Genomic DNA, 24,907 nt, shown 5'->3' on the forward strand with positions numbered 1-24,907 from the left:
CAGATCGAAAACGGTCACTATCAATCAATGGATTTGGCCATTTCCGAGGTTCCAGCCGCGTCGTTCCAGGATGAAAATGCATTTCGTCGAGTGGGCGGAGGAGGAGTCGGCATGATGGACGACTCCTCCTGTAAACCGTGACGACGATCAGGCTTGTACCGCGTCGGCCCCGCCAGAGAGCACGGATTTTTTGCGTACCGCTTGATAGAGAAGGCTGGACACCATGAAGCCTGCAATGGCCAGCACGCTCATCAGAATGAACACATAGTTGTAGCCCTGTTGACCAGGGAAGTGGTCGAGGATCGCGCCATAGATGACGTAGGCAAACATGCCGGGGGCATAGCCGATCAGGCAACCGATGCCGAAGGCCGAGCCGGTGATGTGCTGGGGAATGCCGACTTCGCCCATGGGTGCCCAGAACACGCCGCGCATCGAGAAAACAATCAGCGCGAAGGATAGGGTGGCCGCCATCCCCGCATAGATGAAGCCCGGGCTTTTAGGAATCAGCATGATCACGGCCATCAGCGGCAATAGCGCCAGAAATGCCCACTTCAGGTAACGGCTGGTGCTCTTGAACTGCTTGTCGGCAATGAAACCGCCGGCAGGCCCGCCGAGGATTTTCAGGAAGTATTGATTGATGATGCCGTAGGCGCCTACCAACGCTACTGGCAACCCGTACATTTCCTTGAGGTAGGGGATGAAATAGGTCAGGCCGCAGTAGACGATGTAGACCATGAACACATTGAGGCTGACCAACCAGATACCGGGTACCTTGATAGCCTCCATCAGGTTTGCCAGACCGTTTTTCGGCTTGGTGGCCGATTGCGCGTTACCGCCCTTGAGCAGGACCCAGGTCAGGGTGCCAGCCAGAATGTCGATGACCGAGTAGAACAGGATCGCCGATTTCAGGCCGGCTTCCCCCGAGCCCATGGCGACGAACACGCCCAGTGCGGAAAAGGCCACCAGCGTATCAACCACGCCGCGCCCGCCTTCCAGCAGGCCGAACAACCGGCCTTGCTCCTGATCGTCACCCAGATTGCGGATGGCCTTGAGCAGCGATGGCCAGAACAGGCAGTCGGCACAGACGGCCAACAGACTGAACACGATCAGCAAACTGCTGAAGGGCGGAAAGGTCGCCAGGTACAACCCCAGGCTCCCGGTCCCGATCAGGCCGAGGGGGATCAGTTTGCGCGTGTCGTAGCGATCGGCGAGCAGGCCACCAACCACGAACAGTGCAGTCGCGATGATCGCGTTGGCACTCAACAGCATGCCGATTTCAGTGTGGCTCAGGCCCATGAATTCCTGCATGGGGACATAGAAGGCGTCCTTGAGATTCGCCAGCTTGTAAATGGTGCCGCCACCAAGGATGAGAATCAGGAATCTGAGCCATTTGGCCTTGTTTTGAGTTGTCATTATTGTTCTCCGGGCGTAATCGGGTCGTCAGGTTCAGGCGTTGGAAGGAGCGGCCAGGGTCAGTTCAGCCAAGGTGCGCAGTTCGCCCAGCAAACCTCGGACATAGGCCACCTGATTGTTCGCCCAGCGGTGTTCGTCGGCCAGCATGCGCTCGAGCGAGTAGCCTTTCGGGAGCGGCGTTTCGCTCATCTCCCGGTAAGCAATGAATGGATCGGCTGCTTCGAGGCTCTGGCGGAAGGCCGGGGCCACGTAGTGATTTTCCTGCTCGAGAATGAACGCGATCACTTGCGGGGTTGCTTCGCCCAGCATCAACAGTTCGAACAGCATGCGGGCGCTGGGCAGATCGTCTTCGTCGCTGCCTTGCAACACGCCGTAATGGCCGAAGCCGTTTTGTTCGGGGACGATGCGTACGCCCTTGAGGTGAGCCTGGCGGATGTGCGGCGCCAGGTTGTGCAGGGCCTGCAGAGGCTGTTCGCAGGCATTGATCATGTTGCCGAAGTCGAACAGGGCATGCAGGCGAGGGTGGTTGACACGGTTGAGCAGCTGCGCAATTTCGCTGCTCTTGAGTTCTTCATGCTGCTCGAAGTCAAAGTACAGATCGTTGGCATCGGCCTGTTGTGCGAGGTAGTGCAGGTCGGTCTCGATCACGTCCATGACCCGCGACAGCGGACCCTCGTAACGTGAGTAGACACGGATGTTGCGCACCCCCAGTTGCTTGGCGATGGCGATCACCTGGTCGACATCCTTTTTCAGCGTGCTGCTGATTTCCAGGTGCACATCCAGCCCCAGCGCCTTGGCCTTGCTGGCAAACGCCTGGAGCTGCTCTGGCGACATCTGGCTCAGGCTGTTTTCCTCGCCGTCGAGCAAGTGCAGGCTCAGGCCTTGCAGTTCGTGGCGATAGGCGAAGTCCAGCATGTCCGCGGGTGTGACACGACCGTGGGTGAGGTTGGTCAGTAGCGGGTAGGCGTGGGCAAACAGGCGCAATTGCCCGAGACGCTCAAGCAGCCGCTGGGCCAGTGCCGCTGTCAGCACTGGAGCAGCCACGTGTTCGACCACCTTGTGGCTCAGCAAGGCGTTGAATCGTTCCTGGATCTTGTTGTTCATTAGAGTTGTTCCTGGTTCAGGCACCGGTCTACCGGCGCAGCCTTTATCGCGCCAGCCAGGAACTCTCGATAGATCCATTATCAATTAATTGATAAGGCCACTTTCCACGCATCAAGTGGTCGGCGGAAGATAACCCAGCGTGCGCAAAGCCTGGGCCAGCTCCTCGACACGCTCCCGGGCCTGCTTTTCGGGCGTGCCGGCAAAACCGATCAACAGGGCAGGCGGCAGGTCACGCTTGATGCGGTAGTCGCTCAAGGCGTAGGTGTGGATGTTGTGTCGGGCCAGTTGCCGGGCGATTTCAGTGTCACTGAGTTCGGGGGGCAGCCAGGCGATCAGGTGCATGCCAGCATCCGTCGGAGTGATCCTGAAAAAGCTGCCGATCTGCTTTTCAAGTTGTTCGATCAACGCCTGCTGGCGCGCCTTGTACAGTGCACGCATGCGGCGGATGTGCCCCAGGAAGTGGCCTTCGCTCATGAAGTCGGCCGTTGTGGCCTGAAGCAGTGTGGGCGGGCTGCGATCCATGACCGCGCGCAGGGTGCAGAAGGGCTCGACCAGAGCCTGCGGCAGAATCACGTAGCCCAGTCTCAGTGACGGGAAGAGCACTTTGCTGAACGTGCCGACGTAGATCACTCTGGCCATCTGGTCCATGGCATACAGTGCCGGAAGAAGTCGACCACTGTAGCGAAACTCGCTGTCGCAATCGTCCTCGATGATCCAGCTCTGATGCTTCGCAGCCCAGTCGATGAGTGCCTGGCGCCGCACATAACTCAGGGTGACACCCAAAGGATGCTGACGCGAAGGCGTACAGAATACCAGGCGCGCATCAGGGCACTCGGCAAGGCCTTGCTGGACATCGATCCCCTGCTCATCAATACGCAACGGAATGATCTTGGCCCCCTGGGCTTGCAACGCAATTCGCGCGGCGATGTGCCCAGGGTCTTCCATCCAGACACTGTCCTGCGGATTGAGCAGCAGCATGCCCAGCAGGTTGAACGCTTGCTGCGCGCCGGAAACGATCACCACTTGCTCGGCATTGCAGTCGATACCCCGCGCATCGAAGACGTATTCGGCAATCGCTGTGCGAAACGCCTGCAAGCCTTGCAACTCGCCATAACCCAGAATCGCCTTGGTCGGCTTGAGCAAATGACGGTTCATCAGGCGCCGCCAGATGGCTTGCGGAAATTCTTCATAGGTGCTGTGACTGGGCAGGAAGGAGGTCGGCGTCGCCGGATCCCAGTCGGCATAGGACACCCCGCGAAAATGATCGCTGCGCAGCGACAGCATCGACTGGCTCAGTTCGGACAGGCGCGGCGGCTGGCGCGGTTGCTCGTCCTCGATACTCCGGTTTTCCCACTCAGTACCGACATACGTACCTGCACCCGTGCGCGAGGCCAGGAAACCTTCGGCAATCAACTGATCGAAAGCATTGAGGATGGTGATTCGCGACAGCCCCAGCTCGATGCTCAAGGTCCGCGTCGACGGCAGGCGCACGCCCCCCTGAATTCTGCCGTTGAGAATCTGTTTGCGAATTTGCAGATACAGTTGACGGTACAGAGGTATGGCACTGGCACGGTCCAGTTCGATAGCCGACAGCAGCAAACCTGTGGGGGATTTCATGACATGCTCGTCTGGGTGAAACGGGATTTGACCCGGGAACCGTCAGGCGACGGGATTTCAGGGTAGCGAGCGATACCCGATAAGTCATCTGTCCGGTGTTGATGTCCGGCACCCTCCGGGGCTGGATAATGAAAAGGACCGATTCACGTCAACTGGAAAGCGTCTGCTTTGGGCCAACAAACAGCCGGTTACGGCTGACCGCTATCGGCCCATTGCAGCCGTTCAGCACTGCCAGAATTGGTCCCATAACGGACGGTGGAGGTGTGTAACCTTCCGTATGCCCGACGCCTGATCAATATCCACCGTTCACTTGAGGTACTCCACCACTTTTGATTAGCAATCGAACTAAGTTTTTATGTGTTTAGGGAACCGAAATTGATCAGCACGAAAATATTTCACTAACCCCAGTAACTGCTTTTCACCTAAAATTAGCCATGCCGCTGAAAAATTGATAGCTGCTTGAATTTAATATGTTTTTCCATTATAGAGTCGCCAACCCTGTCATGCATTCAGCGTTTAATGTAATCGCCTCTTAAAGGAATGAGCGATGAAAATCAACATGTATCGGGAGCTTGAGGTTTTTCGTGCCGTAATGCTTGCCGGAAGTACAAGCATGGCCTCGAAAATGCTGGAGATTACCCAGCCAGCTGTAAGTCAGCAAATAAAGAAGCTTGAAAGCAAGTACGATGTTGTGTTGTTTGAGCGTAATCGCGGGCGTTTGGTTCCTACCCGCGAAGCATATGCCTTAATGGAGGAGGTTGAGACTTTCTTCAACGGCTTGGCGATGATTGATCACAAACTTCGGTCGCTGAAAAGCAGTGTAAAGTCGAGTCTGCGTCTTGCTGTGCATCCCGCGTATGGAAATTTCTTGGCTCCAATGGCCATTGCACGCTTTCGTCAGAAGTTTGATGTGCCGGTGTTCTTTGAGGTATGCAGCTCAGCCAGCGCTTACCAACGGGTACACTCTGGTGAGATTGACTTCGGCATAATTGCAAACGAAATCGAAACGAAAGATTGTGAGCAGTACAACTTCTGCAGTGCTAGAGGATTAATTGTTTCACCACCTGGCCTTATAGGTGGACACGTTAAGGAGCTAACGACATCTGATTTGCTAAAGTACCCGTTCGTGGCCATGAACGCTGAGGATCACACGCGCCTAGAGCTTGAAGCACATATGGGCGCTGCGGCAAAGCAACTTGATATTGCCGTACAAACCCCCTATGCCCTGACGGTTTGTGAGCTGGTGGCTCAAGGCGTTGGCGTCGGCTTGGCGCATCCTATTGTGGCGTCTAGCTACCTGCCTGACAAACTAGAAGCAAGGTTGCTTGATAAAGAAGTGCGTTTTACGTCAAAGTTGATTTTTCGGAAAGACTCAAGGCTGTCTTTGGAAGCAAAGGAGCTGATACGCCTACTGAGGATCCAATTGGAAGGCGATATCAAGCGCTTGGATAATCTACTTGGATTCAGCGTGTTGGATTGAAAAGGAAGTCCGTTTCCTTTTGCTGGGTTTAGTGCAGGAGGTATTTGATGATATTCTGTACGCCGTTGAACAGACAAAGCAGGCCGATGGTCAGTACGAAGTAGTTAACCAATCCGCCTCGCAGGTGTTGGAGTTTCGGCGACTTGTAAAACGCATACTGTGGCAGGAAGTACACCACAAATACGCTGACCGGCACCATGAAGTATTTGATCAACATGATGATGTCGAGGTTTGGAATGGCGGGGATCACGGTAATCGCGAAGACCAGCGTCAGGATAATGGCCTTCATCATCCCACCGTCGACAAACTCGGTGCTGCTGCCGAAGTAGTTTTTCGCAATGCCCTTCAGGCTTTCTCGGGTAGCCAGGTACTGAGCCAGGTACGCCTTCAAGGCTGCGAAGAAGATGATGATCTGGGAGCTGATTGCCAGCCACGGATTATCAAATTTTCTCGCCATGTAGGACAAGGCTGTCAGGTTCTCGCCGCGAGCTGCCTGAAGCTCCTGTGGCGAGAGGGCGAAAATGCAGCTCCATGCAAAGAACACCACAGTCACCACGACCACAACGATTGCGATCAGCAAGGTACGTCCGATTCGCTGCTGAGCTTCAGAGCCATAATGCTTCTTGTAGTGCGCAACGAAGCTCGAAACGATTGGCGTGAAGCTGAATGCGTAGATCACCATCGGCAACGACGACCACACCGAGCCCATGATGCCGCTCACTCCACCATAGTCATGCGCCGTGACCATGAACGATGTGTTCCAGTGTGGAATACCCATCAGGCCAAAGAAGATGAGGGAGAAAATGAACGGGAATACGATGAGCCCGATGGCTTTAACAACGAAGGTTGTTTTGCCTTGAGCGATCAGAAGCGCCGTTAACGTAACTCCGATTACGACCAGCGGGCGGTTCAACCCAGGGATACCGAGCTGAGTATTGAAGAAGTCGATGAAGGTGTTCGACATGGTGATTGCATAGACGACAAGTGATGGGAAAATCATCATGAAGTACGCAATACTCAGTACTCTAACGGCGCGATCCCCGAGCAATTCCCTTGTAGTGTCGACGATATTACTGGTGGATTCGGCTGTTACGGTACCACTTGAAATATACTGGCAAAGCACTCGATAGCTGTAGTAGGTAATCGGGAATGCGATTAGCGTCAGAATAAGCATTGCCCAAAAGCCCGACAGCCCAAGGCTGATAGGCCAGAACAACGAACCTCCCCCGACGGCGCAGCCATAGATGCCGAGAACCCAAAGGAAATCATCTTTCGTGAAGCTTTTCTTACGGATTTCAGGTTTTACCGCCTGCATCGTAATTTCGGTCATTTTATGTCGTCTCTTGTTCTTTTTGTGGTCATATGATCAAAGCTTTTTTGGTAAAGCTTACTGAGTTTGATTGAGTGCCTTTTCCAAATCCTCCAAGAGCACATCTACTGGCTCCAGGCCGATAGATAGCCGAATCAATGAACTGTTGATTTTATTGTGTTGCCGACCAGCCATAACTTGCTGTGGGTAATATGCAGCTAGGCTATGTGTACCGCCCCAACTTGCACCAATTGCAAAGGTGCGAAGGGCATCAAAGAAGTTGCCAATACGCTCGTCTGATTTGAGCGAGAAGGAAAACAGCGATCCTGGGCCGTTGAAGAGGGTTTTGTACAACTGGTGATCTTCAGCACTTTCCAATGCTGGGTAGTACACCTTTTCAACCAGCGGGTGGGATTCCAGCCAGTTGGCGATAGCGAGTGTGCTCTTGCCCTGGTGCTCGAGCCTCAGTGGATAAGTCTCCAGGCCCCGTAGGGTCAGATAGCAATCATCCGGACTCACGTACATACCCAGTAGGTCTTGCTGCAGACGCATGCGTTTGTAGAGCTCTGTGTCGTTGGTCGTGACGCTTCCCATCAGGAGGTCGGAGTGCCCGCTGATTACCTTCGAAAGCGCCTCGACAACCAGGTCGACCCCATGCGCAATGGGCTGGAAGTTCAGGGGGCTCGCCCAGGAGTTATCGATCAGTGTGAAGATGGAATGCTTCTTCGCAGTCCGCACGATGCTGTGAACGTCCTGCATCTCCATGGTGATCGACCCAGGAGATTCCACGAGGATCAGCTTGGTGTTGGGCTTGACAAAGTCCTCGATGGCCTGTGGCGATCCATCTGGGAGGAAAGTGACGTCGATACCGAACGAGCGAATGTTGTTGGCGAGGAACTCGCGAGTGGGCCCATAGCAGTTGTCTGGTGCGATCACGTGATCGCCAGCCTTCAGGAAGCTCAGCAGGACAAGTACCAGGGCGGCCTGCCCAGAAGGCAAAGCCACGGTATGTGCTGCACCGTGCAGCATAGAGATTGCCTGCTCCAGCTCACGGTTCGTCGGGGTTCCGGTCAGGCCGTAGCTGAAACCATCAGGCTGACGCTCGCGACGGTTTGCAAAGTCGGCGAAGTTGTCAAAGACGACTGTGGACGCCCGGTGAATGGCTGGCACGAGGCTTTTAAACGGTTGGGTTTTCATTTTTTTCATTCGTTTCGAAGGGGTGGGCAGAGGCTATTCCCCGACCTAGAACGAATCAATATTCTGTGCTTATAGGGTGATAAGCGTGGCTTATTGAATGTCGATGTTTTTGAATGAAGTCAGAAGGTAGAGTTATCCACCTGAACACTCAGGTACTACCTATGCTTCTTTACATATATCTAATGGCGATCACCGCAGAAGCGATGACAGGGGCGTTGTCTGCAGGACGGAGAGGCATGGATTGGTTTGGCGTAATACTGGTGGCTTGTGTAACAGCGCTAGGCGGTGGGTCGGTACGAGACATTTTACTCGGTCATTATCCGCTTACTTGGGTGAAACACCCCGAGTATCTGATTCTCACCAGTATTGCAGCACTTTTCACGGTCATGATCGCACCATTAATGAGACGCTTGAGATCTCTATTTCTGGTTCTGGATGCAGTTGGCCTTATTGCCTTTACTTTGATCGGATGCCAGACCGCTCTCGATATGGGGCACGGTTTATTAATTGCTTCCTTGAGTGGCGTTGTGACAGGTGTTTTTGGTGGCGTACTTCGCGATATCTTTTGCAATGATATTCCACTGGTGTTCAGGCGTGAGCTCTATGCCGGTGTTGCATTCGTTGCTTCTTGGTTCTACTTCGCCTGTGACTACTTAGGGTTTTCACATAATCAAGCGATTCTCCTCACCTTCCTGGGAGGTTTTGCTCTCCGGCTTTTGGCTATTCGCTTCCACTGGGAAATGCCAAAGTTTCAATATAGCGATGAAAGATAGTAAACATGTCCAATCTGAGGGTTTTATGCTAAAGCATTTAGTGTCAGAAAACGCACCTAGAGCCGTCGGCGCATATTCTCATGCCGTCAAGGCCGGTGACATGCTGTACCTCTCTGGTCAGTTGCCTTTGGATGCCAGCACCATGCAGCTGGTTTCGGGCATCGAAGCGCAGATCCGCCAAGCTTTCAAAAAAGGCCGAGACGCTTATTTTAGAGTCCGGCGCCGAGATGAAAGACGTGGTTAAAGTGAACGTTTTTTTAACTGATCTTTCATGTTTTGCGCTGGTAAACTCGGTTATGGCTGAGTTTTTTGCCGCGCCGTATCCCGCTCGTGCTGCAATAGGTGTCGCAGCTCTGCCCCTGGGGGCTGAAGTAGAAATCGAAATGATCGCGCTGGTCAGGAGCTAACATTGTGCCCTAGTTAATCCATGTATTAGGCGTAGCCACGAATCTACGCCTTTATGCCATGCTATATGCGCATCGGTAACTAATCTCAAATTTTAGAGTCTGGCGCTATTCGATACAGGCCGCATAACGGACGCACAGATGAGCATTGGCCTTAATTCCCTGCATGGCTTCAACAAAGTCTGCATAGAATGCCGTTAGGAATGAAGTTTCGCTGTGTCATATTTTTACCCTTTGCTGCCCTCAGCGAAGGTCAGCTTCGGGTCGATAGCTGCCTTACCTGACATACAGCTCCATACCGAGGCAAACCTGTTCTGATTCCGGCCATCCCGTCATGGAAGCACAGGTCGCCCCGCTTTTCGCCTCAGCAACTCCTGCAACTGCACGATCGATTCCCCAGGCATGCGCCTTTGTTCGGCCAGGTGCCTCCAAGCATGGGGCGGCGTCGCACGCCGTGCTGACGGTGTTCGCCCAGAGCATGATGGGAACCGCTAAACCTGCTTACCCTGCCACCCTGTCAAAGGCGTAATCCTTGAAAACTAACTACCCGATCCCATGGGAGCACTGTAAATGTCTGTCGACTTCAGACCCGCTCAAGCCTCGGACGCGCACCATATTGCGCGCTTTTTTCAACTGACATCGGAAGGTATGGCCGATTACATATGGAGCAAGCTTGCCGCACCTGGACAAGCATTGCTGAGTGTCGGCGCGTCTCGCTATGTCAGGGAGCAGGGCGACTTTTCCTATAAGAACTGCCTGATGGCCACTTTCGAAGGGCGCGTCATCGGCATGATGCATAGCTATGCCTTGCGCGAGACCCCTGACAGGCCTGTCGAGACAGACCCGGTCCTGGCGCCTTATTCCGACATGGAAATACCCGATACCTTGTACATATCCAGCCTGGCCCTGGACGAAGCCTGGCGCAGCCAGGGGCTGGGCGTCCAGTTTCTTCGCCACGCCCAGCAGCGCGCCGAGGAGTCTGGCCTGAATGGGCTATGCCTGATCGATTATGCAGAAAACCACGGTGCACGCCGCTTCTACGAGCGTCACGGTTTTCAAATTGTAAAAACCTGCCAGATCGTCCCGCACCCGATGCTGGGCGTGACCGGTGAAGCCTATTTGATGTACCGCCCTAACCACAACGTGCTCGAGAAAAAACCATGAACAAGAAACTGACCGTGTTCCGCGAACTGGATATCCAGCCGGTACGTGACCTTCCTTTTTTTGAAGAGGTCCTTGAAGGCACCCCTCATACGCTGACGTCCAAGTACTATCACGACGAACAGCAAGGTCGCATTTCCGGAGAATGGGAAGCCAGCACCGGAGCGTGGCGCATCGATTACAAAGTTTGGGAGTTCTGCCATGTCCTGAGTGGACGCTGCGTCATCGAGCTTGAGGGATGCGCTCCCATCACATTGGCCGCTGGCGACACGTTCATTATCGAACCGGGCGCCAAAGGCAAATGGACCGTGCTGGAAGACATGAAAAAGAACTTCGTGATCCTCTTGCCCGCGAACTAAGACTCGCGTTTCATCGAGCGCAGCGCAGGGTCAGTTAGCATGCTTGCCTGCTGGCGGCGCTCGAATGTTCTTTGGCAGGCCACAACAGTCCTCTGAACCTCATGTCTGCGCTGTCGCGCATGGAACTGAGCCTTTGTGGGGACGGCCTTGTGTCGCGAAAGGGGCTCAGCACAGCCTCAGGACCTTGAGTCCGCCTCAAACTGCCAACCACCGATCGTCAGCTCCATCGACCTCCAGTCCTGCTGCCCGGTCAACCGGGAGACCCTAGGCCGCGATGGTGAACCAATGGACGTCCTTGCTGCAATGGGCATGACGGTGACTGCCGAAGGTGTCGAGACCGCCGAGCAACTGGCCTTGCTCAGCGATGACCAATGCCATGAAGTACAAGGCTTTTTGCTCAGCAAACCGCTGGAAAACGAGGTACTGATGGGGATGATGAAAGACCAGATATCGTTAGCGCAATGACGCCTCGCAGAGGAGGGCAGTTTCATTCGGATGCAAACGACGGCCGCTCCGCGAACCATGCCACCGCCAGTTCCTTGAAAGCCTCAGCCGAAGGCGTCAGCGGATAGCGTTGATCATGCGCCAGCACGATGCTGTGCGTTGGCAATTTCTCCTCGGTCGGCCGACATACCAGCGCTTGACCATCATAACTGCGGTCACCAAATGGCCGGGTGTAGATCAGCGCCACGCCAAACCCGTTGGCGACCAGGCTACGCTGCATCTCGAAGGTGCGCACACGGTGTACAGCGGCGGGCGAAAGATCGTAGAAGCTGAACAGATCCAGCACATGCTGCCAGCTGTGGACCTGATCGGTGACTACCAGTGTGTATTCGGATAGCGCTTTGAGGCTGACGCGCGATTCCTTGGCCAACGGGTGATCGGCAGCCAGCAGTACCTGAGCGGTCAGCTGGCACAACTGGGTGCATTGAGTGTTCGGCGGCAGGCCCAGATCGTAGGTGATTGCCAGCTCTATCGCGCCCTCACTCAGCCGCTTGCCCACATAATCGAAGCTGCCTTCGCGCATATCGACCGTGACCCTCGGGCAGGACTCCTGCATCCGTCGCACGATCTGTGGCAGGCAATAGGGCGCCAGGTCTTCAAAACATCCGACCACCAACTCTCCGACACACTCTCCTGCATTGGCATTGATCTCGGCAAAGGTCCGAGCCTCGCTCAGAACGCGGCGGGCCTGGACCATGACGGTACGCCCGAACGGAGTCAGCGATATGCCGAGGCCACGTTGGCGCACGAAAATCGATTGGCCCAGCACCTCTTCCAGTTCGCTGATGGCCGCCGAAATGGAGGGCTGCGAAACATGAAGCTCCATGGCGGCAGTCGTGAGGTTCCCGTGCTTGGCCGCTGCGAGCGCGTAGCGCAGTTGTCGAAGTGTGAACTTCATAGGTTTTTCCGTTGTGATACATCAGGACATATTATTTTATCCTTTTTTGAGGTTGTGAAATATTTCCTCTGTGCAGTGGCAACCGATCACAGGTGCCACGCCGATGCCGATTGCAAGGCTGATCAGCCAGTTTGGCGACCCTCTTTGGGCCGGATGCCCTCGACTACTGCAATCCATGTTCTTGTTTGGGAGCGTCACAATGAAAATTACAAAGGCTCTGCTGACCACCACACTATCTTTCGGGCTGCTGGCGGCCGCTGGTGCCAGCCAGGCGGCCGGCTGGTGCGAGTCTGGCAAACCGGTGAAATTCGCCGGATTGAACTGGGAAAGCGGGATGCTGCTCACGGACGTGATGCAGTTCGTGCTGAAAAATGGTTATGGCTGTGAAACCGACAGCCTGCCGGGTAACTCCATCTCCATGGAAAACGCCCTGAGCAGCAACGACATTCAGGTGTTTGCCGAAGAGTGGGTAGGGCGCAGCGAGGTCTGGAACCAGGCGGCGGCCGCCGGCAAGGTTGTTGGCGTCGGCGCGCCGGTCGTTGGCGCAGTCGAAGGCTGGTATGTGCCGCGTTACGTGATCGAAGGCGACCCCAAGCGCAAACTCGAAGCCAAGGCACCGAACCTCAAGACCATCGCCGATCTTGGGCAATACGCCCAGGTATTCAAGGACCCGGAAGAGCCGGACAAGGGGCGCTTCTACAATTGCCCGGCCGGCTGGACCTGCGAGCTGGACAACAGCGAGATGCTCAAGCACTACGGCCTGGAAAGCAGCTACACCAACTTCCGCCCGGGCACCGGCCCGGCACTGGATGCCGCCGTGCTGTCGAGCTACAAGCGTGGCGAGCCGATCCTGTTCTACTACTGGTCGCCGACGCCGCTGATGGGCCTGGTCGACCTGGTCAAGCTGGACGAGAAGCCAGGCGTGGATAAATCCCTGACCATCAAAGTGGGCCTGTCGAAGGCCTTCCACGAGCAGGCGCCGGAACTGGTGGCGGTGCTGGAAAAGGTCAATCTGCCGATCGACCTGCTGAACCAGAACCTGGCACGCATGAGCAAAGATCGCATCGAGTCGCCGGAACTGGCCAAGTTGTTCCTCAAGGAGCACCCCGAGGTCTGGCACAGCTGGGTCAGCGAAGACGCAGCCAAAAAGGTGGACGCGGCACTCTGAGCGTATGGGCTTGTCCGGCTTCTGCCGGACAAGGCACGCGACAGTCCGTTTCATGCATTTGCTTGAGAGAATTCCATGTTTCCCAAGAACTTCACGTTTTCCATTGCCGACTGGGTCAATGGCTGGGTCGATGCGCTTGTAACCAACTACGGTGACGTGTTCCGGCACATCTCCGACACCCTGCTGTGGGCCATCGTCAACCTCGAAGGCCTGCTGCGCGCAGTACCCTGGTGGCTGATGCTGGCCGTTGTTGCTGGTATCGCCTGGCACGCCACCCGCAAAGTCGTGACCACTGCCGTGATCGTCGGCTTGCTCTTTTTGGTCGGCGCGGTCGGCCTCTGGGACAAGCTGATGCAGACCCTGGCGCTGATGCTGGTCGCAACGCTGATATCGGTCCTGGTCGGCATTCCGCTGGGTGTGCTGTCGGCGCGCAACGATCGCCTGCGGGCGGTGTTGATGCCGCTGCTCGACATCATGCAGACCATGCCCAGCTTCGTGTACCTGATCCCGGTACTGATGCTGTTCGGCCTGGGCAAGGTGCCGGCGATCTTTGCCACCGTCATCTATGCCGCGCCGCCGCTGATTCGCCTGACCGACCTGGGCATTCGCCAGGTGGATGGCGAGGTCATGGAGGCGATCAACGCTTTCGGTGCCAATCGCATGCAACAACTGTTCGGTGTGCAGCTGCCACTGGCGTTGCCGAGCATCATGGCCGGTATCAACCAGACCACCATGATGGCCCTGTCGATGGTGGTCATCGCCTCGATGATCGGTGCCCGCGGCCTGGGTGAAGACGTCCTGGTCGGCATCCAGACCCTGAATGTGGGCCGCGGCCTCGAAGCGGGCCTGGCCATCGTGATTCTGGCGGTCGTGATCGACCGCATTACCCAGGCCTATGGCCGACCACGGCATGGGGTGGGCAAATGAGCGCCAAACAGACAATGAACAAGATCGAAGTCAAGAATGTCTTCAAGATATTCGGTGCTCGCGCCGAAGATGCCCTGAAACTGATCCGCCAGCAAAAAGCCAAGGATCAGGTCCTGGCCGAAACCGGCTGCGTGGTCGGGGTCAACGATCTCTCGTTGTCCATCGGCAGCGGCGAGATCTTCGTGATCATGGGGCTGTCGGGCTCGGGCAAGTCGACCCTGGTGCGCCACTTCAACCGCCTGATCGACCCGACCAGCGGCCAGATCCTGGTCGATGGCGAAGACATTCTGCAGTACGACATGGACGCCCTGCGCGAATTCCGCCGGCACAAGATCAGCATGGTATTCCAGAGCTTCGGCCTGTTGCCGCACCGCACCGTGCTGGACAACGTCGCCTACGGCCTGAAAGTCCGTGGCGAGAGCAAGGCCAGGTGTGCAGAGCGTGCCCTGCACTGGATCAACACCGTGGGCCTCAAGGGTTACGAAAAGTCGTACCCGCACCAGTTGTCGGGCGGCATGCGTCAGCGCGTCGGCCTGGCCCGCGCCCTGGCAGCCGACACCGACATCATCCTGATGGACGAAGCCTTCAGTGCGCTCGACCCACTGATTCGCGCCGAAATGCAGGACCAGTTGCTGGAGCTGCAGAAGACACTGCACAAGACCATCGTCTTCATCACCCACGACCTGGACGAGGCGGTGCGCATCGGCAACCGGATTGCCATTCTCAAGGACGGTCGCCTGGTGCAGGTCGGCACGCCGAAAGAAATCCTCTACCAGCCTGCGGACGAATATGTAGATCGTTTCGTGCAGCGTCGCGTAGCTTCGCTTTAAGGAACCGGGTGTATGTCGTTTGCCGAAAGAATCATCATCGCCGACGCGCCAGTGCGTTGGCAGGACGTGGTGGCAGTGGCCCGGCATGGAGCGAAGCTTGAGCTGGCCCCATCGGCCTGGGCACGGATCGAGAACGCCCAGGCGATTGTCCAGCGCATCGTTTCCAGCGGTGACCGCGCCTATGGCGTCAACACCGGGCTTGGCGCCTTGTGCAATGTCTCGTTGCAGGATGAACAACTCAGCCAGCTGTCGCACAACACCTTGCTCAGCCACGCCTGTGGCGTGGGTACGGCGCTGTCGGACGAACAGACCCGGGCGATCATGTGCGCGGCGATCATCAATTTCTGCCAGGGCCGTTCCGGCCTGCAGCGCAAGGTGGTCGAGGCGCTGCTGACCTTGCTCAACCAGCGCATCACGCCGCAGGTGCCGAAGCAGGGGTCGGTGGGGTACCTGACCCACATGGCGCATATCAGCATCAGCTTGCTGGGCGTCGGCCAGGTCAGCTATCGCGGCCAGATCATGCCGGCGCAGCAGGCCTTGGCCGAGGTCGGCCTGGCGCCGGTCAAACTGGGTGCCAAGGATGGCCTGTGCCTGGTCAACGGTACCCCTTGCATGACCGGCCTGAGCTGCCTGTCCCTGGACGATGCCACGCGGTTGAGCCAATGGGCGGACGTTATCAGCGCCATGAGCTTCGAGGCCCTGCGCGGCCAGCTCGATGCCTTCGACCCTGAAATCATCGCGATGAAACCGCACCCCGGCATGCAGCGCGTGGGCAGTAACCTGCGGCGCCTGCTCGACGGCAGCGAAATCATTGCCAGCAGCCAAGGCATTCGCACCCAGGACGCCTTGAGCATTCGCTCGATTCCGCAGGTTCATGGCGCCGCCCGCGACCAGCTGGACCACGCTGCGCGGCAGATCGAAACCGAACTCAACTCCACCACCGACAACCCGATGCTGCTGGGTACGCCCGAGTCGTATCGGGTGGTTTCCCAGGCGAATCCGCACGGCCAGTCGGTGGCCATGGCGGCCGACTTGCTGGCCATCGCGGTGGCCGAGATCGGGGCGATTGCCGAGCGTCGTCTCGATCGCCTGATCAACCCGTTGGTCAGCGGCTTGCCGGCTTTCCTGGTCAGCCAGCCGGGAGTTAATTCGGGGATGATGATTGTCCAGTACGTGGCTGCTTCACTGTGTGCAGAAAACCGTCAGCTGGCACAACCGGCAGTCGTCGACAACTACGTCACCTCCGGCCTGCAGGAGGACCATCTGAGCATGGGCACCAATGCCGGGTTGAAGCTGCACCGCGCCCTGGAGAACTGCACGCAGATCCTCGCCATCGAATACCTGTTGGCGGCCCAGGCATTTGAGTTCCTCAAGGAGCAGCGCTTTGGCGCGGGTACCAACGTTGCCTGGCGGTTGTTGCGCGAACGGGTCCCGGCGTATGCCCAGGACCGTTGGCTGGCCCCGGATATCGCCAGCAGCGCATCGATCCTGAAGGATCCGGGCCTGCTTGGCGCTGCATTCCCCGAGCTGCTATGACCGATGCAAGGGCCACTCATGGCTTCGGCTCGTGAGGGGCAGGACCTATGCAATCGGGGGGGCAAATGCCCCCTTGATTGCGAACGACCAATAAAACGTTGACTTTGCGCGCGCCCAGGAACATTCATGATTCCAGGGTCATTGATGTTCGAGGTGAGATCATGGCGCAGACCGACGTTCTCATTGTCGGAGCCGGTCCGACCGGGCTGGTTCTTGCTCTTTGGCTCAACAGGCAAGGCGTTGCCGTAAGGATCGTCGACAAGAGCAGTGGTCCTGGCGAAGCTTCTCGCGCAATGGCTGTTCAAGCCCGCACGCTGGAGCTCTATCGCCAGCTCGACCTGGCCGAGCCAGTGATAGAGGCTGGCTATAAAACCCCTGCCATGAACATGTGGGCACGCGGTCGGCACAGGGCGCGTATCCCCTTGGGCGACGCAGGCAGAGAAGTTTCAGCGTATCCCTTCGTGTTGATCTACCCCCAGGACCGCCATGAGCGCCTGCTGGTGCAGCAGCTCCAGTCACTCGGGGTGGATGTGGAACGGCAGACCGAACTGCTGTCCTTCGAGGAGGGTGAAAGCCATGTCACGGCCCTGCTGAAACATGCTGATGGGCGAGAAGAGTCCTTCACTGCGGCTTTTCTGGCGGGGTGCGATGGCGCTCGGTCGCTTGTTCGGCAAGGGATCGGCGGCGGTTTCGAGGGCGGCACCTACAAACAGCTTTTCTATGTTGCGGATGTCAGGGTAAATGGCGTCGAGCCGGCAGGTGAGGGGCATATCGCTTTTGACAAATCCGATTTTGTGCTGCTCTTGTGCTATGGCGAAAAGGACCAGTACCGCTTGATTGGCACCGTGCGTGATGAGCGAGCCGAGCATCCTGAACATCTGACGTTCGAGGACGTTGGTCATGACGCCATCAACGGCTTGAACCTCAGGATTACCGCCGTGAACTGGTTTTCCACCTACCGTGTTCACCATCGCGTTGCGGACCATTTCCGCCGTGGCCGGGCGTTTCTGCTCGGTGATGCTGCGCATGTGCATAGCCCGGCGGGCGGGCAGGGCATGAACACCGGCATTCTGGACGCGATCAACCTGGCATGGAAGTTTGCCGCGGTGTTGAAAGGGAAGGCGCCCGACACATTGCTCGACAGCTACCAGATCGAACGCCAGGCATTTGCCCGCACGCTGGTGGAGACAACTGACAAACTGTTCACCTTCGTTACCGCTCAGGGCGGATTTGCCGACTTTGTACGTACTCGCATCGCGCCGCTCTTCGCGAGCGTTGCATACAAGAGCGAAAACGTCCGTGAGTACCTGTTCCGAGTGGTTTCGCAAACCACCCTCGATTACCGCGAAAGCCCGCTGAGCCAGGGCAAGGCTGGTGGCGTTCAGGGTGGTGATCGCCTGCCTTGGCTGCCTGTGGGCACCGAGGACAACTACGCTTCACTGGCAGCCATTCAGTGGCAGGTGCATGTTTACGGCGAAGCCAAGGCCGACTTGTCCCAATGGTGCGCAAGGCACGGTATTGCACTGCATGTTTTCGCTTGGGAGCATGCGTACGAGAAAGCCGGCGTTGCCAGAAATGCTGCTTACCTGTTGCGGCCTGACAACTATGTCGCACTGGCTGATCCTGAGGGGGAGGCGACCGCCTTGAGTCAGTATTTCGAGGAGCAGGGGATGATGCGATGAGCATCGCATGCCAGATTTGTGCAGGTTGTGGTCGACAGCGCATGAACTATCGATGCCGGGAAATTCTCGGGTACTGCCTAAGATGCGTTAACCACATGCAGCGGAACGATCGGTGATGGCGCTGAGCATTCTGCTGCACGGATTGAGCGTTCAACCGCTGCTTGCCAGATACGAAGCGTGGAAGGGGCGGCTCACTGCTTCGTTGTAGCTTGAAACCGACGCAGAGCGTTTGGTGGCCACTGCGGTTAAATCCAGAAAAAAAAGCCAGGGCGCCGTGCACCCTGGCCGAGCTCATTTCAAGTTAGCGATTTTCGCTGCCACGACCGCCGCCGTGGCTGTTCTGTCCGCCTTTACGTCCAGCCTCAGAGGCGCGTTCTCTGTCGTTGGCAAAATTGCCCCCAGAGCTTTGTCCGCCTTTGCGACCTGCCTCCGACGCCTTCTCACGGTCATTGGCAAAATTGCCTGGATTGTTCTGGGCGGTACCACCTTGGTGGCCACGATTGCTTTGGTTGTCAGCCATGATCTTTCACCTCATGTCGTCACACAGGAAAGTCTGTGTTCAACTCGGACGCCAGGCAGGGGGGCGTTTGCTCTACTGCATTTTGCTCGGCCCGACGGGTTGCGCGAAAGAACCCGTGCGGGCGCCTGTGGTGCAGCAGAGCTTTGTTCGCCAACCTTTGGGAAGGATCTGGCTTGCATCGACTTTGACGGCACGGTCATTCAGCTCCTGCGTCGTGAGTGGGTGATTGCAAAACCCACGATCATTCCAAGCGCCGCTGCGCCGATCAGTAGAGGCGTCTTGTCTTTTGGCTTCCTCCAGCCTCCGTCGACACTCCTCCTGCCACTCGGCGGCTCAAAGAGGTTGCCAGATGATGTTTCGGCTTTGGGACTGCGGTTTATCCCCCGACGCGTCAGCCACCCCGATAACAGAGGCAGGCCTGGTACCAGGTAACTGGCCAGATGCGCCAGGCGGGCCGTGGCACCGACCGTGGTGTGAGCGCGTGGTGAGATTGCGCAGGCCACCATGGCCTTCGCCACAAGTTCGGGATCATATACAGGGCCCGGAGGCGTCAGCGCATGGCCTGTGTAGTTGCCGCCGTCTCGGAAGCCCGGTGTGTCCATGACGGCCGGATAGATATCGCAAACATGGATATCAGGAAACTCCGTCAATTCCCCCCGCAGCGCCTCGGTCAGGCCACGCAAGCCGAACTTGCTCGCAGAGTACGCGGCTGCATAGGGTTGGGCCACCCAGCTGCCCAGTGACAGCGTATTGATCAGGATGCCGCTGCCTGGGCTTTGAAGAGGGGGAGGGCTACGAACGCACCGCGCAGGTAACCCATCAGGTCGGTCTGAATGACCTGCTCGTGGGCCTCCAGCGGTGTTTCTTCGAAATTGCCGACCGCCCCAACGCCGGCGTTGTTGATCCAGATATCGATTCGCCCGTGGCCGAACTCTGCTGCCTGTGCGGCCAGCGCTTGCACCTGGTCGTTGTGGGTGACGTCGGTCGTGATTGCTATGGCATCGGTACCGCAGTCGGTGCATTCATCCAGTACCTCGAACAACGCCTCTTCATCGCGCGCAGCGAGCACCAGGCGAGCACCCTTGCAGGCAAATGCGTGCGCGGCGGCCCGGCCGATACCGCTGGAAGCGCCAGTGATCACCACGACTTTGCCGCGCAGTGGTCCTCTGCTCTGAACGCCCCCGCGGGGCGCTTCCTGTTCTGTGCCAGATTTCTTGTGGTCGTCAAGTGGCGCGATCGTTTCGCTGGCCTCGATCCGAGAAAGCTCAAGAGCGGTGCCATCGACCAGGGTCAACCTCAGCCCTTCAATCGTGCCAGCCTGCCGGTTCGGAAACACGGGTTCACCCTCGGCATCCACGCTGTCGTAGATGAAGCGCGTGCCTTCGATCCACCCCACGGCGGTCAAAAGCTCAGGGCCGAGATAATACTTCCCGTCTTGAAAGAAGCCAGGGAACTGATGAGCCCGCTCCACGTTTTCCACGCGATAGCGTTCACCTGGTTTCATACCTGTCGCTTGATCGATCATTTTGCGAACCCCTGTAGTTGGACCTCGGAAATGCCAGCCTTTGCTGTGCTAGTCAGAAGCAGGCCCGGTGCGCTTGACGCCGCGCGGGCCAGCAACGCTCCGGATACCAAAGCGCTCGTTGGCACCTGCCCCGGCAGGCGCATCTTTGCGTGTTGGATATGCAGGGGAAGCCAGGGCGGACGGCAAAGTTCAGACCAACAAGTCCGGTGGTACCAAACGGTGCTTCGCTGCATCCGTGTGTCACAGGATGATGTCCTGAACCGCCGCGCCCGTATTTCCGCTGGTTCCTCAGCCCTGGGTAGTAAACGCTGTGCTATCACTACCTGCATGGTTTTCGCCATAGGGGCCCGGGGATTTCATGATGAAGCGCCTTTATTGCCTGCTGTTGATTCTTTTCACCCTGCAGCCCATGGTTGGGCATGGTATCGACGTTGCAGGCAGTGCCACAGATGGCGTGCCCGGTGAACCGGCCGAGCTGACCATCGCCAATCGCAGCATCTTCATCTTCCACGCCACCTTGCTGGGGGAAACGCCGGCGGCGCGGGTGCAACGGGCCACAGCCGTGATCGAAGAGGCCTTGCGCGGGACTGATGAGCTGAAGGTCAGCGTCGACCCCATCCTGAATAGCCACCTGGTGCTATTGGGAGGGCGGCGTGCCTTCATCATTGCGCCGCAGGACCTGGGCCTGGCCGGTGGCGATACTCGCGAAGCCGCCGAGCAGGCAGCCGCTATGCTGCGCCTGGTGGTCGACGAGACCGGTCAGGCCCGCAGCCTGCGCTTTCTGCTCAAGGCAGCAGGCTACTCGGTGCTGGCCACGTTGATCTACGTGGTGCTCATCAAGGGCACCAACCTGGCCCGGCGCAAGCTCCAAGGCCTGTTGCCGCAGCTGATGCGCGAGCGCGCCCGGCAGATACGGCTCGGGCAGATGCCACTGTTGGACATGCAGCTGGTCTACACCGTGATCGAACGCCTGTTGCGGCTGCTGCACTGGGGCGTAGTACTGTTGCTGAGCTACCAGTGGCTGAGCTTCGTGCTGTCGCAATTCCCCTACACCCGGCCTTGGGGGGAAAGCCTCAACGTCCACTTGATCGACCTGTTACGTTATCTGCTCGACGGCATTTTGCAGGCAATTCCCGGCATCGCCGTGGCCATCATCATTTTTTTCATCGCCCGCGGTATCAGTGGGTTCAGTCGGCGCCTGCTGGAGCGCATGGCCCGGCCGGGCACCCTCAAGTGGCTGACCGAGGAAACCCTGCAGCCAACCACACGCCTGACCTCACTTGCCATCTGGCTGTTCGCCCTGGTGATGGCGTACCCGTACCTGCCGGGTTCCGGCACCGACGCCTTCAAGGGGCTGTCAGTGCTGCTCGGGCTGATGATTTCTCTCGGCGCCTCCAGCATTGTCGGGCAGGCGGCAGCAGGCCTGATCCTGACCTATTCACGCACCTTGAAGGCTGGCGAGTATGTGCGGGTAGGTGACCACGAGGGCACGGTGACCGAAGTCGGCATGTTCAACACCACGATCCGCACTGGACTGGGCGAAGTGTTGACCTTGCCCAACTCGATGATCACCGGCTCGGTGACACGCAATTTTTCACGTGTTGTACAGGGGCAGGGCTACATCGTCGATACTGTGGTCACCATCGGTTACGACACGCCGTGGCGCCAAGTGGAGGCGATGCTGGTGGAGGCGGCCAAGCGTACCGACGGCATACTGGAAAAACCCAGGCCGCAGGTGTTTCAGACCGGGCTTTCGGATTTCTACCCCGAGTATCGCCTGGTGGCGCAGGCGGTGCCGAGTGAGCCACGGCCACGGGCAGAACTGCTGAGCCTGTTGCACGGCAACATTCAGGATGTGTTCAACGAGTACGGGGTGCAGATCATGTCGCCGCATTACCTGGGCGACCCCGCGCAGGAAAAGTGGGTGCCGCACGAGCGCTGGTTCACGGCACCTGCGCGGAAACCTGATGTTGGCCAGCAGGGGGAATAGCGTCATAACCGGCGATCACGGGGTCGCCATGCTGCCGACGGTGCTCCCGAACCCGCGTTGGCCTGGCCGTTGCCTTCCTGGCCGGCTTCGTTGCGGGCACGCCTCTCAGGTTGCTGATACAACCTCATATCAAAAGCCCCAGCCACATTGCACCGAGGATGACCAGTTGGCCGGGAACAAGGTATCTCCCGAAGCTGCAGCCGCCGCTACCGAGGGACAGAATACATTTGGTCAATGTATTGCCGGTCAATGCCAGTAAACCGGGTACTACCAGGCCATCTACACCGAGTCTACCGGCAACGACCAGTGAGGCGACCGACGCTGTCGCTACGTGAGCATCGGCCAATCCGCTGATGAAGGCCGCGATACTGACCCCGTTGTGGCCCAGATGGTGAAGTAGAAATGCACAGAACAAGGCGATTCCGGTCAGCGCGACGGTGATGATCAGGGCTGTGAAGAGATCGAAGGCACCATCGCCCTGATGCGCTGTTGAAGTGCCTTGGTCGCTGCGCCAGGGCGCAAGCAACAAAGTGCCGTAAACCACCGTACCCACGGTACCGAGCCCGATCGAGGCCACGAAAGGCTTCAACAGGTGTCGGTCGACGATGCCTAGCACCAGGGCGAATTGCGCGATGCTGGCGAGGTTCGACAGTACGGCTGCGGCGGCCAAGGGCCTCACGGCTGTGACTTGCCGACGTGCCTCATGGGCAAGCAGCGCAATGGTTGCCGTGCCGGAGGCGAAACCTGAGGCGATCGCGCTCAAGGGCAAGCCGTAGCGTGGGCCCACCAGACGCAAGGCGATATGCCCCAGTGCACCGACGGTCATCAGCAGGACGACCAGCGTACAGATGGTGCGAGGGTTGAGTGCGCCATACGGCCCCATGAACCTGTCCGGTGTCAACGGTAGCACCACCAGCGCTACCGTCAGCAGCATCAAACCATCGCGCAGCTCTTCCTCGCTCAGCTGCTGGAGCACGAAATGGTGCAGCTCGTGGCGCAGTGCCAGCAGCACGGTCAGCACCACGCCGACCGCCGTGGCAAGTTCTGGCTCGTCAAGGCTCAGTGCGCCCAGCGTCAGCACCAGTAGCAGGGCGATTTCGCTGGTGACTTCGGGGTCTTTGTCGGCGTGTTTGCGGTAATGCATGCACAGCATCAGAACCAGGCCCAGGCTGGCGACCCCGACCAGCACCGGCCCGGCCAGCAACATGCTGACGTAGCCCAGCAGGGCGGTGATGGCGAAGGTCCTAAGGCCAGCAGCGGCATGATCTTCATTGCGGCCTTTCTTGCGCTCGCGCTCAAGCCCCACCAGCATGCCGATGCCCAGCGCGACGGCACCGTGGCTGACATTTACCGCGTCGAGCATGGCGCCTTCGGGGTGTCCTTGGGGCTGACTTCCGCGCCGCCTTGCTCAAGGGCTATCAAGGCTGGCAGATCGAGTATCTCGACAAGCCTGCCACGCATGCTGACGATGCCCAGCGCGCGCATGCGGGCGACTGAGCGACACACGGTTTCCAGGCGCAGGCCCAGGTACGAAGCCATGTCTTCCCGGGACATGCGCAGCATGAAGCCGTGGGCAGAGTAACCGCGGCTGACGAAGCGCTGTGACAACCCAACCAGGAAGCTTGCCAGGCGCTGTTCGGCGGTGAGGTTGCACAGCATCAGCACCCGCTCATGCTCACGCACGATTTCTCGGCTCATCAAACGGTTCAGGCTTTGCTGCAGGACGGGAAAGTCACGCGCCAATGCCTGCAGCCGGCGATAGGGGACAGGGCACACCTCGCTGTCTTCCAGGGCAATGGCATCGCATACGTGATGTTCGGTGGCGATGGCGTCGAGCCCAAGTACATCGCCCGGCATCCAGAAATTGATCACCACTCCCTGGCCTTCGGCGCTGTTCAGGCTGGTCTTGAAGCTGCCACAGCGCACGGCATAAAGCGTCGTCAGCGGATCGTTGGCGTTGAACAGCGCGGCGCCTTTGCGAATACGCATGCGCGGGCCGATCAGTGCGCCCAGGCAACTGTTGTCATGCACGGGTAGACCGGTGGGCAGGCACAGCCCGCTGACACGGCACTCTGTGCACAGGGTCGTCAGCGGTTTCAGGTGAATCGGTGTTGCCGGGCTCGACGCTGCAGGTTGGTCGAGCAAGGTCACTTTCAGTAGGCCAGTCATTTTCAGGCCTCCTTCGCGCATCGGAGACCTGCCTGGGCTGCCATCCCTGCATTGGTTTTGCCAACGCTGCCCATACCTGGGCGTGGTGACCAGTCGGCGAGCATGTCCCGCGAGTGGGGCGCGTTGAGGCGCGCATTCAACCGGTCGACAAAGGCTTGCGCTTCGGCGGACGTAACGAAACTCACCCGGCAGTCGTCCATGCGGACCCACCAGCGGTTCTGCTGAGGGCTATTTTCGACGTAGATGTTCATGGAAGCCTCCAAAAGCATGCATGAGCAAACCAACTGCAAATCCATGCGAAAACGAAGGCATCCCTGCCGGCAACAGGGGTGTTCAGGGCG

At 58.0% G+C, this 24,907-nt stretch carries 20 protein-coding genes and 3 pseudogenes; 12 read left to right on the forward strand and 11 right to left on the reverse strand.

From position 1 onward, the window contains the following. Positions 1 to 147: 147 nt before the first annotated feature. The 3 genes from WM94_RS22310 to WM94_RS22320 all read right to left on the reverse strand — a co-directional run bounded on the left by WM94_RS22310 (position 148) and on the right by WM94_RS22320 (position 4,134). Positions 148 to 1,413, reverse strand: coding sequence for an MFS transporter (locus tag WM94_RS22310; protein WP_023660577.1), 1,266 nt, complete (start codon positions 1,411 to 1,413; stop codon positions 148 to 150). Between the two features lie 33 nt (positions 1,414 to 1,446). Beyond that, a complete protein-coding gene (locus WM94_RS22315; protein ID WP_061552114.1) occupies positions 1,447 to 2,517 on the reverse strand; it encodes a sugar phosphate isomerase/epimerase in 1,071 nt (356 codons plus the stop codon). 111 nt (positions 2,518 to 2,628) lie between these two features. Beyond that, positions 2,629 to 4,134: a PLP-dependent aminotransferase family protein gene (locus tag WM94_RS22320; protein ID WP_061552115.1), complete on the reverse strand. Its 1,506-nt coding sequence runs from the start codon at positions 4,132 to 4,134 to the stop codon at positions 2,629 to 2,631. Between the two features lie 547 nt (positions 4,135 to 4,681). On the opposite strand from WM94_RS22320, the gene WM94_RS22325 reads away from it, so the two are divergent. Next, entirely contained in the window at positions 4,682 to 5,614 is a 933-nt protein-coding gene (locus WM94_RS22325; RefSeq protein ID WP_061552116.1) for a LysR family transcriptional regulator, read from the forward strand. Between the two features lie 28 nt (positions 5,615 to 5,642). Here the strand turns inward: WM94_RS22325 and WM94_RS22330 are convergent, their stop codons facing one another. Continuing rightward, complete coding sequence (locus WM94_RS22330; RefSeq protein WP_061552117.1) at positions 5,643 to 6,944, reverse strand: hypothetical protein; 1,302 nt, start codon at positions 6,942 to 6,944, stop codon at positions 5,643 to 5,645. A gap of 57 nt (positions 6,945 to 7,001) precedes the next feature. Next, positions 7,002 to 8,120 (reverse strand): PLP-dependent aspartate aminotransferase family protein, encoded by a 1,119-nt coding sequence (locus tag WM94_RS22335; protein WP_218188725.1) that lies wholly within the window; start codon positions 8,118 to 8,120, stop codon positions 7,002 to 7,004. Positions 8,121 to 8,281: 161 nt separating this feature from the next. On the opposite strand from WM94_RS22335, the gene WM94_RS22340 reads away from it, so the two are divergent. The 5 genes and pseudogenes from WM94_RS22340 to WM94_RS22355 all read left to right on the forward strand — a co-directional run. Then, complete coding sequence (locus WM94_RS22340; protein WP_061552119.1) at positions 8,282 to 8,893, forward strand: trimeric intracellular cation channel family protein; 612 nt, start codon at positions 8,282 to 8,284, stop codon at positions 8,891 to 8,893. Positions 8,894 to 8,918: 25 nt separating this feature from the next. Next, positions 8,919 to 9,300 (forward strand): annotated as a pseudogene (locus WM94_RS29565) (Rid family detoxifying hydrolase). A 567-nt stretch (positions 9,301 to 9,867) separates the two neighbouring features. Next, complete coding sequence (locus WM94_RS22345; protein ID WP_061552120.1) at positions 9,868 to 10,461, forward strand: GNAT family N-acetyltransferase; 594 nt, start codon at positions 9,868 to 9,870, stop codon at positions 10,459 to 10,461. After that, entirely contained in the window at positions 10,458 to 10,817 is a 360-nt protein-coding gene (locus tag WM94_RS22350; protein ID WP_039612879.1) for a cupin domain-containing protein, read from the forward strand. Before WM94_RS22345 ends, WM94_RS22350 begins: the two co-directional genes overlap by 4 nt. 300 nt (positions 10,818 to 11,117) lie before the next feature. Continuing rightward, a pseudogene (locus WM94_RS22355) lies at positions 11,118 to 11,282 on the forward strand (EAL domain-containing protein); the annotation flags it as partial. Between the two features lie 22 nt (positions 11,283 to 11,304). Here WM94_RS22355 and WM94_RS22360 read toward each other — a convergent pair. Beyond that, entirely contained in the window at positions 11,305 to 12,219 is a 915-nt protein-coding gene (locus WM94_RS22360) for a LysR family transcriptional regulator (RefSeq protein ID WP_015270113.1), read from the reverse strand. Between the two features lie 199 nt (positions 12,220 to 12,418). Here WM94_RS22360 and WM94_RS22365 point away from each other — a divergent pair, with 199 nt between their 5' ends. From WM94_RS22365 to WM94_RS22385, 5 genes are all read left to right on the forward strand, one after another. Further along, positions 12,419 to 13,387 carry an ABC transporter substrate-binding protein gene (locus WM94_RS22365; RefSeq protein ID WP_061552122.1) on the forward strand — a complete coding sequence of 323 codons (969 nt, stop codon included), beginning with the start codon at positions 12,419 to 12,421 and terminating at the stop codon, positions 13,385 to 13,387. Positions 13,388 to 13,462: 75 nt separating this feature from the next. Then, entirely contained in the window at positions 13,463 to 14,314 is an 852-nt protein-coding gene (locus WM94_RS22370; RefSeq protein WP_038409409.1) for a proline/glycine betaine ABC transporter permease, read from the forward strand. After that, positions 14,311 to 15,144 (forward strand): glycine betaine/L-proline ABC transporter ATP-binding protein, encoded by an 834-nt coding sequence (locus tag WM94_RS22375; RefSeq protein ID WP_003256804.1) that lies wholly within the window; start codon positions 14,311 to 14,313, stop codon positions 15,142 to 15,144. Before WM94_RS22370 ends, WM94_RS22375 begins: the two co-directional genes overlap by 4 nt. A 12-nt stretch (positions 15,145 to 15,156) precedes the next feature. Next, on the forward strand, positions 15,157 to 16,680 hold the full coding sequence (gene hutH / locus WM94_RS22380) for a histidine ammonia-lyase (RefSeq protein ID WP_061552123.1): 1,524 nt from the start codon (positions 15,157 to 15,159) through the stop codon (positions 16,678 to 16,680). A gap of 161 nt (positions 16,681 to 16,841) precedes the next feature. Then, entirely contained in the window at positions 16,842 to 18,362 is a 1,521-nt protein-coding gene (locus tag WM94_RS22385; RefSeq protein ID WP_061552124.1) for an FAD-dependent monooxygenase, read from the forward strand. A 301-nt stretch (positions 18,363 to 18,663) separates the two neighbouring features. On the opposite strand, the gene WM94_RS29570 is transcribed toward WM94_RS22385, so the two are convergent. After that, positions 18,664 to 18,882: a general stress protein gene (locus WM94_RS29570; RefSeq protein WP_003256807.1), complete on the reverse strand. Its 219-nt coding sequence runs from the start codon at positions 18,880 to 18,882 to the stop codon at positions 18,664 to 18,666. Positions 18,883 to 19,082: 200 nt separating this feature from the next. After that, a pseudogene (locus tag WM94_RS22390) lies at positions 19,083 to 20,407 on the reverse strand (SDR family oxidoreductase). Positions 20,408 to 20,768: 361 nt separating this feature from the next. Here WM94_RS22390 and WM94_RS22395 point away from each other — a divergent pair. Next, entirely contained in the window at positions 20,769 to 22,397 is a 1,629-nt protein-coding gene (locus tag WM94_RS22395) for a mechanosensitive ion channel family protein (RefSeq protein ID WP_082810612.1), read from the forward strand. Positions 22,398 to 22,521: 124 nt separating this feature from the next. Here WM94_RS22395 and WM94_RS22400 read toward each other — a convergent pair whose 3' ends face one another. The 3 genes from WM94_RS22400 to WM94_RS22410 are packed head-to-tail and all read right to left on the reverse strand — an operon-like array spanning position 22,522 to position 24,817. Beyond that, positions 22,522 to 23,760, reverse strand: coding sequence for a DUF4010 domain-containing protein (locus WM94_RS22400; RefSeq protein WP_061552125.1), 1,239 nt, complete (start codon positions 23,758 to 23,760; stop codon positions 22,522 to 22,524). Further along, positions 23,745 to 24,566, reverse strand: a complete 822-nt coding sequence (locus WM94_RS22405) for a helix-turn-helix domain-containing protein (protein WP_015270120.1) — start codon at positions 24,564 to 24,566, stop codon at positions 23,745 to 23,747. The genes WM94_RS22400 and WM94_RS22405 overlap by 16 nt, the downstream gene beginning before the upstream one ends. Positions 24,567 to 24,568: 2 nt before the next feature. Next, positions 24,569 to 24,817 carry a hypothetical protein gene (locus WM94_RS22410; protein ID WP_031324572.1) on the reverse strand — a complete coding sequence of 83 codons (249 nt, stop codon included), beginning with the start codon at positions 24,815 to 24,817 and terminating at the stop codon, positions 24,569 to 24,571. Positions 24,818 to 24,907 lie beyond the last annotated feature (90 nt).

It is taken from the genome of Pseudomonas sp. ABFPK (genome assembly GCF_001586765.1).
In the GTDB taxonomy this organism is placed as follows: domain Bacteria; phylum Pseudomonadota; class Gammaproteobacteria; order Pseudomonadales; family Pseudomonadaceae; genus Aquipseudomonas; species Aquipseudomonas asiatica.